The organism is Rhizobium sp. SEMIA 4085 (assembly GCF_013004495.1).
In the GTDB taxonomy this organism is placed as follows: Bacteria; Pseudomonadota; Alphaproteobacteria; order Rhizobiales; family Rhizobiaceae; genus Rhizobium; species Rhizobium gallicum.
Genome location: NZ_JABEPH010000198.1, coordinates 1 through 11,220, shown reverse-complemented (window position 1 = coordinate 11,220; position 11,220 = coordinate 1). Strand labels below are relative to the sequence as shown.

Below are 11,220 nucleotides of genomic sequence, written 5' to 3'. Positions count from 1 at the left end.
ACCGCGCGCCACCAGGCTGTCGAGCTGCCTGTCGCGAAAGGCCGACCACCAGGCCACCGTCGCAACATCACCGATATTCTTGGTGCTGCCCTCACCGAATTTCGCCGGCAGCGGCATCTCCGGAGGCTTGTGGTCCGGTCCGCTCACGCAGCCCGCCAGCAACAGCAATAGTGCCGGTGTAGCAATACGAAGAGATATCATTCATTTCTTCCTGTAACTCGACCAAGTCTAAATTCTTGCCAAAAGCATCATGCTTTGCCGTCGGCCGCGCTTCGTCCCAACGAGATACACCAATGCCGAAGCAGTCCGCGGGCAATGTATCAATGAGTCATTCATTCTGGCAGTGTATTTTTATCACACTCACGCCACAATTTTCTTGCGGCGGGAGAATACGCGTCGGATGACGACGAAGAAGGACGGCACGAAGAAAATCCCGAGCGCAGTCGCCGCAAGCATGCCGCCGAGGACACCGATGCCGATTGCGTTCTGGGCTGCGGAGCCTGCGCCAGTGGCGACGGCAAGAGGCACGACGCCCAAAATGAAGGCAAGCGATGTCATGATGATCGGGCGCAAACGCAGCCTTGCCGCTTCCAGAGTCGCCCCGAAGACTCCCATTCCGGTCTCCATCCGGTCCTTGGCGAACTCGACGATCAGAATCGCGTTCTTCGCCGCAAGACCTATGGTCGTCAGAAGACCGACCTTGAAGAAGACGTCGTTCGCCTGCCCGAAGAGGGTCGCAGCCATGAGCGCACCGAGCACGCCGACCGGCACCGCCATGATCACCGAGAACGGGATCGACCAGCTTTCGTAGAGTGCTGCAAGGCAAAGGAAGACGACGAGCACCGAAATTGCGTAAAGCATCGGTGCCTGCGAACCCGAGAGCCGCTCCTGATAGGAAATGCCCTGCCAGGCGACCGTATAGCCGCCGCCGAGCTGTGCGGTCAGGGCCTCCATCTCGTTCATGGCGTCGCCGGAGCTGACGCCCGGCGCCGAAGCGCCGTCGAGCGGGATCGCGCTGACCGCGTTGAAGCGGGCAAGCGTCGGGGCACCCTTGACCCATTCCGTCGTGGTGAAGGCGGAGAAGGGAACCATCTCGCCGGAAGAGTTGCGGGCATACCAGTGGTCGAGGTCAGTCGGCTGCATTCGGAAGGGCGCATCGCCCTGCACGTAGACCGGCTTGATCTCGCCGTTCAGCGTGAAGTCATTGACGTCGCGGCCTGTGAAGATGACAGAAAGCATCGCATTGACCGCAGAGATATCAACGCCCATGGCGCCGATCTTCTCCTGGTCGATGACGATCCGCATCTGCGGCTCGACCTCCTTGTTGTTATTGCGAAGGGCGACCACCTTGCCGCTGGCATTGGCCATCTGGATCAGCCGCTTGGAGGCGGTGTCGAGCGCAGCCGTGCCGTGTCCGCCGGTATCGACGAGGTACATCGAGAAGCCGCTGGACACGCCGAGACCCTGTATCGCCGGCGGCAGCAAAGCGAAGACCTGCGCTTCGCGGAAGGTGAAGAAGGTCTTGAGAGCCCGCGTCACGATCGCCTGCGCGTGCTGATTGGGATCGGTACGAAGCGAGAAGTCCTTGAGCTTGGTGAAGACGATCGCGCTGTTTTGGCCGGAGCCGTTGAAGCTGAAGCCAAGGGCGCCGAAGACCGAATCGACGGAGTCCTTCTCGTTTTCGCGATAATATTTTTCGACCTTCTCGACGACCGCCTGGGTCTGTTGCGTGGTCGATCCGGGCGGCGTGGTGACGATCGTCAGCAGAACGCCCTGGTCTTCCTGCGGCAGGAACGAACTCGGCAGGCGCGTGAACAGATAGGCGCAACCGGCGCCGACGAGCAGGAACACCAGCATGACCCGGATCGGACGCTTCAACAGGTAGCCGATGGTGCGGACGTAGCCATTGGTCGAGCGCGTGAAGTTGCGGTTGAACCAGTCGCCGACGCGGTGCTTCCTGTGTTCGCTGACCGGTTTCAGCATGCTCGCGCACAGTGCCGGCGTCAGCACGATGGCGACAAGGGCCGAAAGCAGCATGGCCGAAACGATGGTGATAGAGAACTGACGGTAGATGATGCCGGTCGAACCGCCGAAAAAGGCCATCGGAATGAAGACGGCGGTCAGAACCAGCGCGATGCCGACGATGGCGCCGGTGATTTCGCCCATCGACTTCTCGGTCGCCTCAAGCGGTGACAGCTTTTCTTCCGACATGATGCGCTCGACGTTCTCGACAACGACGATAGCGTCATCGACGAGGAGGCCGATTGCGAGAACCATGGCGAACATGGTCAGCGTGTTGATCGAATATCCCGTTGCCGCGAGAATGCCGAAGGTTCCAAGCAGGACCACCGGCACGGCGATGGTCGGGATCAGCGTCGCACGCAGGTTCTGCAGGAAGACAAGAAGAACCACGAAGACGAGAACGATCGCTTCGATGAGGGTATGGACGACCTTCTCGATCGACAGTTCGACGAAGGGCGTCGTGTCGTAAGGATAGGTGATATCCACGCCTTCCGGCAGGCCGCGTCCGATCGTGTCGAGCGCCGAGCGAACGCGCTCCGCGGTATCGATGGCGTTGGCGCCGATCGCGAGGTTGACGGCAAAGCCGCTCGAGGGCTGGCCATTGTAGCGCGAAGAGCCGCCGTAGCTTTCCTGGCCGATTTCGATGCGCGAGACGTCGCTGAGGCGGACCGTCGAGCCGTCCTTTTCCACTTTCAGAATGATCCGCTCGAAGTCCGCGACCGTCGTCAGCTGGCTCTGCGCGGTGATCGTGACGTTCAGCTGCTGGCCCTCGACGAGCGGCTGTGCGCCGAGCGAGCCAACCGAGACCTGGGTATTCTGGGCCTCGATAGCCGAGGTGACGTCGCTTGGCGTCAGCTGATACTTCTGCAGCTTGAAGGGATCGAGCCAGACGCGCATGGCGTAACCCGAACCGAAAATATTGATGCTGCCGACACCTTCGAGACGCTGGATCTGATCTTCGATCTGATTAGACAGGATGTTGCCGAGGTCGACGGAGTTCCGCTTGCCGTCGGTCGAAACCAGCGAGCCGACCAAAAGGATACTGGAAGTCGATCGCGTGACGCTGATGCCGGCATCGATGACGTCATCGGGAAGCTGCGATTGAACGAGCTGCAGCTTGTTCTGGACCTGCACCTGGGCGATGTCCGGGTCGACGCTTGTTCCAAACGTCAGCGAGATGCTGGCCGAACCGGTAGACGAGGTCGAGGTCATGTAGGTGAGGTCATCAAGGCCGGTCATGCCGTCTTCTATGATCGTCGTCACCGATTTCTCTACGGTTTCAGCGCTCGCGCCGCGATAGGTGGCGTTGATACGCACCGTGGTGGGTGCGATGTCCGGATACTGCGAGATCGACAGCGTGAAGATGCCGAGCAGGCCTGCGAGCATGATGGAAATCGCAATGACCCAGGCAAAAATCGGGCGTCGGATGAAAAACTTGGCCATCAAATTATTCCTGTGCGGCTTGGATCAATATTAAAAGCGGGCGCGTCCTACTGCGCGGCCGGCTTCTGCGCGCCACCGGCCGCTGCCTGCTCGGCAGCCACGACCACGCCGCTTTCATTGATCTTCATGGGGACGGGCGTAACCGGCATGCCGGGCGCGATCGACTGCAGACCGCTGACGATCAGCTGATCGCCATCCTTCACGCCGTCGGTCACGAGCCAGGAATTGTTGGAGGGCGAGGCGTTTTCGAAGACACGTGTCTCGACTTTGCCATCAGCGGAGATGAACTGCGCCGTCAGACGCCCGGTCGCGTCGCGGCTGGTGGCGAGTTGCGGCAGCGCATAACCGACCTCGGCGCCAAGTTCGACGGTCGCGCGCACATACATGCCTGGCAAAATGACGAGATCCGGATTCGGGAAGAGCACGCGGATGATGAAGGTGCCCGTCGTCTCGCTGACGATCTGCTTCGACATGTCCAGCTTGCCCTTCTGGGCGTATTCCTTGCCGTTTTCCAGGATGAGCCGGAAGGCGACATCGGCGCCTTCACCCCGAACGGTGCCAGATGCCAAGGCATCACGGAGCCTGAGAAGATTGGTGCTCGATTCAGTCAGCGAAACATAGATCGGGTCAAGCTGGCGGATCGTCGTCAGCGCCGTTGTCTGATTGGCGGCCACCACGTTGCCCACATTGTAGGCCGTCTCGTCGATGACGCCGTCGAACGGCGCGATGATCTTCGTGTGGTCGAGATCGATTTGCGCGGAGGCAAGGGTGGCCTTGGCCGATTCGACCTCAGCGTGAGCCTGGAGAAGGGTGGTCTTTGCCGTTTCGAATTCAATCTGTGTCGCGCCGCTGCCGACCAGGCGCTGGTAGCGGTCGAAATTACTCTGCGCGCTCGGCACGCTGGCTTCGGCCTTGGCGATTGCCGCCTTGGCCTGTTCGACGGTTGCAACATAAGGCGCGTCTTCGATCTGATAGAGGAGGTCGCCCTTTTTCACCTCGCTGCCTTCTCTGAAGGCGATTTCACGGATGATGCCGCTGACCTGCGGACGAATATCGGCCGTCTGATAGGCCTCGGCCCGGCCCGGAAGGATTGTCGTGACCGGGAACGTATCCTTCTTCAGCTGCACGACACCGACCGGGGCTGCCTGCTGAGCCGCCGCTCCGGGCGCACCTGCGCCGCCGGCCTGGTTGTTGCCGCTGTCGCTGCAGGCAGTAAGCAATCCGCCCAGCACCAAAGCTGAAGAAATGATGAAGCCACGCCGTATCATGCTGAATTCCCTCGCGGTTGGCATTTGCGGATCGGATCACCGGCTCCGGCGAGGAGCGCTGCATCCCTATAAGGAGCGTGATTAGCGGGATTCAAATACCCCTTCGATCCGAACTTAAGAAAAGATCTGCGAAGTGACGTAATTCAATGATCGTCACTTAGCAAGCGCTATTTTGCAGTGCAGTATCTACAAAACAGACGATCTCCTCTGCCCTGCGCACGAGTGTATCCTTATCGTCACGGGCGATCAGCACGGGGTGCAAGACCGATGCAAGAACATCGGCAACGGTATGAGCGGCGCGGCGCGGATCGGAACATTTATAATGATCTGCGCTAACCCCCTCGCGAATGATTTCTTCGAGTTGCTGCTCGATTCGCTCGCGGTAGCGATTACCCGCTTCGAGCTTGGCCTGGACTGTCGTCAGCACCATTTCGAAGATGTAGGGATTTTCCTGAATGTCGTTGAGGTGGCTGTCGAGAAGCCGAAGCACGAAACGCAGCAGTTGCTCCTTCGGCGGGAGGTTTCGGTCGAAGGAGCCAAAGCGCTCGGTGGCGCTGCCGAGATGCCGTTCGGCAATGGCATCGACGAGCGCCACTTTCGAATGAAAATGCTTGAAGACATTGGCCGGCGACATACCGAGGGAGGAGGCGATGTCGGCGATCGATACAGCGACGAAACCGCGCTGGCGAAACAGCAACTCGGCCATCGACAGAATGTCTTCCCGCGTTTCCTCGGCCTTGCGCCGCGGCCTTCGTGCCATTCGTTCCCCCGCCGGCCTTCCGGCCGGCACCCCTTCCTTGCACATGCTAACGCCTTCCGGCGAAGTCCCGCAAGCCGAGAGCAGCTTTCGGGCGGTTCGTTCCGGATTATTAAGGGAAGTAGCGCGCAAGGTTGCTTCGAACACGGGCAACCGGGGTTTCGCCGCCGTCATCCGGCACGAAAGATTGGGCCGTAATCGCCTCGTAGGCCCTGATATAAACCTTCGATGTCTGCTCGACCAATTCGACCGGGATCTCGGGGATCTCGTCCTTGTAGGGATCGCAACGCTCGGCGACCCAGGCACGGACGAAGTCCTTGTCGAAGCTTGCGGGGCGCGTGCCGGCTTCGAAGGACTGCTGATAGCTATCTGCGAGCCAGTAGCGGCTGCTGTCCGGCGTGTGGATTTCGTCGGCGAGAATAATATTGCCGTCCTTGTCGGTTCCGAATTCGTATTTGGTGTCGACAAGGATGAGGCCGCGTTTCGCAGCCATTTCCTGGCCGCGCGCGAAAAGCGCAAGCGCGTATCTCGAAAGCGTTGCCCACTGTTGCGCTGTCAGCAGCCCGCGGCTGACGATCTCGTCAGGCGTCAGCGGCTCGTCATGGCCGCCGTCGAATTCCTTGCTGGTCGGCGTGATCACCGGCTCGGGCAGGCGCTGGTTGTCGCGCATGCCGTCGGTCAGGCGCATGCCGTACATTTCTCGCTCGCCCTTCTTATAAAGAGTGAGGATGGACGTGCCAGTGGTGCCGGCCAGATAGCCGCGGACGACGACCTCGACGGGCAGAATGTCGAGCCGCTTGCCGATGACCACATTCGGGTCCGGATACGCAATGACGTGGTTCGGGCAGATATCCTTGGTCGCTTCGAACCAGTAGCGCGCCGTCTGCGTCAGCACCTGGCCCTTATATGGGATGCAGGTCAGGATGCGGTCGAAAGCGCTGAGGCGGTCGGTGCTGATGATGATGCGGCTGCCATCCGGAAGATCGTAATTCTCGCGCACCTTGCCGCGGTAATAGTTCGGCAGTTCGGGGAAATGGGCTTCGGAAAGAATTCGCACGGGCTCGATAGTCCTTTGTCGCGGGGTTTCACCTTGCTCTAGTTCCATTGCAGGGGATGTCAAGCAAATGGCTTTCAAAGCCAGATCAGGGCGACCAGAAGAACGGTCAGAAAATAGGAAGCAAACGAAAGCGGACTGCCGGCGCGCAGGAAGTCGGAGACGCGGTAACTGCCGATGCTCATCGCCAGCGTATTGTTGTGGTGGCCGAACGGCGTGAGGAAATCGAGCGATGCGCCGGCGGCAACGGCAATCAGGTAGGCGGCCGGGGCTTGGTGTGCCGCCTCCGCAAATTCCAGCGCAACGGGACTGAGCACAATTGCCACTGTTGCGTTGTTGACGAATGGCGTAAGCGCCATGGCGATGAAGAGCAGGAGTGCGATACCGGCAAGCGGCATGGATATCGGCACGAGCAGGCTCAGCCAATCGGCGACCAGCTGGGCCGTGCCTGTTGCGGCAACAGCCGAGCCGATCGGGATCATCGCGGCCAGCATGATGATGATCGGCCAGTTGATGTCCGCCATGGCCTGGCGGATGTTGAGATAGCCCATCAGCGCAAGAACGAGTACGACAGCCGCAAATGCGATCTCCGGGCGGACCGGCCCGACAGCGGAAAGCGTCACGCCAGCAGCGAAGATCAGGAGGGGCTGCCACGCATTCGACGTCGCTTCGTCTGCAGGCTGGGAGGCGAGCGGCAGGCATTCGCATTCCTCAAGCGCTTCAGCGACCGCCTCGCGCGGGCCTTCGAGCACAAGGATATCGCCGATCGAGAGCTGCAAGTCCTCGAAGCGGCCTTCGATCCGTGGTGACCGCATGGAGAGAGCGGCAACCCTGACGCTTCGGCTCTTAAAGACCTCCAACGAGCGGATTCGCGAGCCGACCAGCGTACTCTCCGGCATGACGACGGCCTCGATGCGGGAAAAATCCGCCTGCAGCCCATTCGGATGAGCTTCTGGAACGAGGGCAGCCGAGGCGGCGAGACCGGCAAAAACTGCATCGGCGCCTTCGGCAAGCAAGCTATCGCCTGCCTCGATCGTCGACTGATCGAGCGGGCCAAAGAGGAACCGGCCGTTGCGGATCAATGCGTGCGGCTGGATTTCAAAGAGGCTGGAGCAATCGAGAAGGCGTACGCCGGCGAGCGGCGAACCCTCAGGAATGCGCCGCTCCGTCACGATGCGCCTTCGGGCTGGCGCCGCATCGGCAGGTTGGTCGTCCGTTTCGGGAAAAAGGTGCGGAACGAGAGCGGCCATCAGCAGAATTCCGGCGATGGCGACAGGAAGGCCGACATAGGCGAAATCGAAAAATTGAAAGCCGGAGCCCGTTGCCTTGGCCAATGCATCGCTGACCAGCAGATTGGCCGGCGTTCCAATCAGCGAGACGAGACCGCCGAGAAGTGCCGCAAACGAAATCGGCATGACGAGTTGGCGCCGGGGGATATTCATGACGCTGCTGATGCGCAGCGATGCAGGCAGCATGATCGCGAAGGCGCCGATATTATTCATGAAGATCGAGACGAGGCCGGTGACCGCCGAAAGACTGGCGATAACCGTGAAGCCAGACAATTCGGCGGCTGCAAAACGTGCGGCGAGGCTGTCAAACAGTTTTGCCCGGGCGAGCACCTGGACGATCAGTAGAATCTCGACCACGGTAATGACGACGGGACTCGCGAAACCGGAAAAGACCTGTTCGGCTGGATAAAGTCGGAGCAGATACCCGGCAAGCAGGCCCCCGATTGCCACGACCTCGATGCGGATACGGTTCAGGGAGAACAGAACGAGCATTGCCGAGAGAAGGATCAGCAGGGATGCTTGCTCGAACGTCATGGGCGGGCTCGCGTTTCAACCGTCAGCGGAATGTAGCCATCCGGACAGGGCTGTATAGGGAGGGCGCGGGGAAAGATCGAACAATCCTCATATTGTGCGAGGTCAGGCAGTGGGAGCGCTCCAACGGCCCTCCGCCGTTCTTTCGAGTATCGGTGTCGCGAAGACGCCAACGGTGCGGTCGGGCCATTGGGTGCCTTCAGCGGCGAGCTTTTCCTTCCAGCGTTCGGATTGCAGCATCGCCGCGGCGATGACGACAGGCTCGATATCGCAGGCCGTCATCAAATGCAGGCCCGCGACGATGGAACTGCCGCTAGAAATGACATCGTCGATCAGCGCGACACGGCGGCCCCGAAGCAGCGGCAGCATGCGCGGGTCTATATAAAGACGCTTCTGCTGCTCCGGCGTCGTGATCGACGACAGGGCTACGGAAAGGTCGTTGCGGTACCAGAATTTCCGGGAGGTGCCCAAGGGCACGTAGCGCGCGTGACCGAGCTTCTGGGCGACTGCTGCAGCAAGCGTCAAGCCGAGCGTCGGCAGGCCTGCGACGATATCGATGTCAAAGTGCCTGATCGTTGACGCCAGTTGCCCGGCGAGCGCGTCGAGCACGGCGAAGCTCGCTTGGTTGACGATCAGCGAGGCGAGCGCGTGTTCGCTGTCGGCAAGCACCCGGATCGGCAGACGAAGCTGGCGGCGGTCCTGCAGTTCCGCGACATAGAACGAGGTAAAATCGCCATCTGCCGGAAAGCTGCCCGGGGGATGGAGCTCCTGCCAGAAGTCATGCGGCGCGATAGTGTCGTTCTGCATCAATTCCGCCCAGTCCTTTCCATGCCCGTCCGCCGCTTCAGGTCGCGTAGCTCCGCCTCTGTCAGTGCGCGCACCGAGCCTTTCGGCAGCTCTCCAAGCTTAAGTCCGCCGATTGCAACCCGCACCAGCCGCAGGCACTCGGCACCGGTGGCTTCGAGCATGCGGCGGATCTGCCGGTTACGGCCTTCGTCGAGTTCCACCTCGATCCAGGAGTTGCGGTCGCCGCTTCGCAAGAGCCGTGCGGCCGTCGCTGCCAGCACTTCGCCGTCGTGCCGGATCCCGTATGTCATTTCGGCCAGCGATTCCGCATCCATGACGCGGTTGACCTGCACATGATAGGTCTTGGTCACATGGGTGATCGGATCGAGCAGGGTCTGCGCGAACTCGGTATCGTTCGTAAACAGCAGCAGGCCCTCGCTTGCCTTGTCGAGCCGGCCGACCGGTGAGAGATGCGGAATGTCGAATTCCTTGAGACAGTCATAGACCGTCGGACGCTCTTCCGGATCGTGCCGGGTCGTCAGCAGCCCGCGCGGCTTATTCAACATCAGGTAGATTTTCGCCTCGGCGGCGATCATTGCGCCGTCGACCGCAAGCTTTGCCGATTGGAGATCGACCCAGGCGTCGAGATTCCGGATAATCCGCCCGTCGACCGCAACACGGCCGTCGGCGATCAGGCGTTCGGCCTGGGTGCGGGAACAATAGCCGAGCTTCGAAAGAGCACGCGGCAGGGTGACCCGCTTGCCCCCGGCATCCGCGCCGGCTTTCTCGCGTTCACGCAATTTCTGCGGTTGGCGCCGCTCTCCCACTCAGCCGTCCTTACCTGGTTGCAATGCCGCATTCTTTACATGAACGGCAGACGGATGCCAGCAAAGGCGGCGACAACTCAATGGAATAATGGGGGCAGGGGAGCGCGCTGAATGGCAGCCGAACAGGGCCGACCGCGCCGGCGGCTCCGTTACTGATATAGTTGAAACCTGCCGGACTTAGTGGCAGGCGAGGAAGCCTGCCAGTTCCTGACGATTGACGACGACGCCGGCAGCGGCCTTCACCGGATCAGGATGGGTATAGGTCAGGCTCAGCATTTCGGGTAGTTCGAGTGCCTGGCGCATATTCATGATGCCAACTGCACGGCGGCCGGTCGCACTGTCTACGCTGACCTCGACGATGCAATTCGCCTTCCTGTTTTCCATGGTTCGTCCTCCCTCATTATTATGCTTGCCTTCCTGCCATTAAAAATTGGTTTTTCTAAGACATAAGTATTTATGGACCCTACCGAATTTCCAATCGGCGGGGTCCTAAATAATCATTCTTATTGTGCGGTGCGAAGTAAGCTGGCCTAACGCCACCAATGTTGCTGCTGCGTCTGTTGATGACCACTTAGCAGATAGCCGGCAAGGAAGCCCAATGCCCCGACGAGGACGAGGGCGGTTGTCGTTGCCGCGGCATGTTCGCGGGCAGCACCGGCTGCGGCCACACCCTCCGCGCGGATCTGGGCAACGGCGTTCTTGGCGCGAGGGATAGATTCATCAATTGCCTTGCCGGCGCGGTCGCGCACTTCGTAATAGGCTTCGGCGCCCTGAGCGGAAATCATCTTCTGCAGGCGCGACACTTCCTGTTGGAGCGCGGCAATGTCCTTGCTCACGGACGGGCGGATGTCATCGGTATTGGCAGCCATGTTATTCTCCTTTCCTGTGATGGGAGAAGAACACGACAAACCGCATTAGGTTCCGATTTTGGCTGATATCGGCCGTACTCGCTCATTCGGGGCCGATCTTTACCGTTTGTTAACCATAAATCCGCGTTTGGCGGCTGTTTTTGAATAATTTTCCGCCCTCGGAAGGGTGGATTTGAGCGATTTTTGACCAGCCGATAAAGATTTTCCCCGACGAAGCGCGGCGAGACGCGGTCCTGTGAATAGATCTGCCTTAAAATCCTGAGTAAAAACAGTCTGTTACAAAAATGTCAAAAAAGTTGGATTGTCGGTGTTGACTATGTCTGAGGGTTAGCCGTATAAGCCGCGTCACTGAACGAGGGAGGCGGCGCTGCTGG

Annotated in this window: 9 protein-coding genes and 1 pseudogene; all 10 read right to left on the bottom strand. The window is 60.1% G+C overall.

The features are described from left to right. Positions 1-201: pseudogene (locus tag C9413_RS19360) on the bottom strand (nodulation protein NodT); the annotation flags it as partial. A 159-nt stretch (positions 202-360) separates the two neighbouring features. Then, entirely contained in the window at positions 361-3,465 is a 3,105-nt protein-coding gene (locus C9413_RS19355) for an efflux RND transporter permease subunit (RefSeq protein ID WP_170250776.1), read from the bottom strand. Between the two features lie 47 nt (positions 3,466-3,512). Further along, positions 3,513-4,733, bottom strand: coding sequence for an efflux RND transporter periplasmic adaptor subunit (locus C9413_RS19350; protein WP_039845944.1), 1,221 nt, complete (start codon positions 4,731-4,733; stop codon positions 3,513-3,515). A gap of 157 nt (positions 4,734-4,890) precedes the next feature. After that, the gene (locus C9413_RS19345; protein WP_039845943.1) at positions 4,891-5,493 is read right to left on the bottom strand and encodes a TetR family transcriptional regulator; all 603 of its coding nucleotides are present in this window, start codon (positions 5,491-5,493) and stop codon (positions 4,891-4,893) included. A 109-nt stretch (positions 5,494-5,602) separates the two neighbouring features. Beyond that, positions 5,603-6,547 (bottom strand): phosphoribosylaminoimidazolesuccinocarboxamide synthase, encoded by a 945-nt coding sequence (locus C9413_RS19340; protein ID WP_170250775.1) that lies wholly within the window; start codon positions 6,545-6,547, stop codon positions 5,603-5,605. Positions 6,548-6,621: 74 nt separating this feature from the next. Further along, complete coding sequence (locus C9413_RS19335) at positions 6,622-8,367, bottom strand: SLC13 family permease (protein WP_039845941.1); 1,746 nt, start codon at positions 8,365-8,367, stop codon at positions 6,622-6,624. 102 nt (positions 8,368-8,469) lie between these two features. Continuing rightward, positions 8,470-9,156, bottom strand: a complete 687-nt coding sequence (locus tag C9413_RS19330) for a phosphoribosyltransferase (protein ID WP_039846958.1) — start codon at positions 9,154-9,156, stop codon at positions 8,470-8,472. Positions 9,157-9,170: 14 nt separating this feature from the next. Beyond that, positions 9,171-9,977 (bottom strand): pseudouridine synthase, encoded by an 807-nt coding sequence (locus C9413_RS19325; protein WP_039845940.1) that lies wholly within the window; start codon positions 9,975-9,977, stop codon positions 9,171-9,173. A gap of 177 nt (positions 9,978-10,154) precedes the next feature. Continuing rightward, on the bottom strand, positions 10,155-10,361 hold the full coding sequence (locus tag C9413_RS19320; RefSeq protein WP_039845939.1) for a hypothetical protein: 207 nt from the start codon (positions 10,359-10,361) through the stop codon (positions 10,155-10,157). A gap of 146 nt (positions 10,362-10,507) precedes the next feature. After that, positions 10,508-10,846, bottom strand: a complete 339-nt coding sequence (locus C9413_RS19315; RefSeq protein WP_170250774.1) for a hypothetical protein — start codon at positions 10,844-10,846, stop codon at positions 10,508-10,510. Between the last annotated feature and the right edge of the window lie 374 nt (positions 10,847-11,220).

What these genes read in the sequence shown, in the direction of transcription:
- C9413_RS19335 (WP_039845941.1), bottom strand. Translation starts at nt 8,367, where the DNA reads ATGACGTTCGAGCAAGCATCCCTGCTGATCCTTCTCTCGGCAATGCTC.
- C9413_RS19315 (WP_170250774.1), bottom strand. Translation starts at nt 10,846, where the DNA reads ATGGCTGCCAATACCGATGACATCCGCCCGTCCGTGAGCAAGGACATT.
- C9413_RS19355 (WP_170250776.1), bottom strand. Translation starts at nt 3,465, where the DNA reads ATGGCCAAGTTTTTCATCCGACGCCCGATTTTTGCCTGGGTCATTGCG.
- C9413_RS19350 (WP_039845944.1), bottom strand. Translation starts at nt 4,733, where the DNA reads ATGATACGGCGTGGCTTCATCATTTCTTCAGCTTTGGTGCTGGGCGGA.
- C9413_RS19345 (WP_039845943.1), bottom strand. Translation starts at nt 5,493, where the DNA reads ATGGCACGAAGGCCGCGGCGCAAGGCCGAGGAAACGCGGGAAGACATT.
- C9413_RS19320 (WP_039845939.1), bottom strand. Translation starts at nt 10,361, where the DNA reads ATGGAAAACAGGAAGGCGAATTGCATCGTCGAGGTCAGCGTAGACAGT.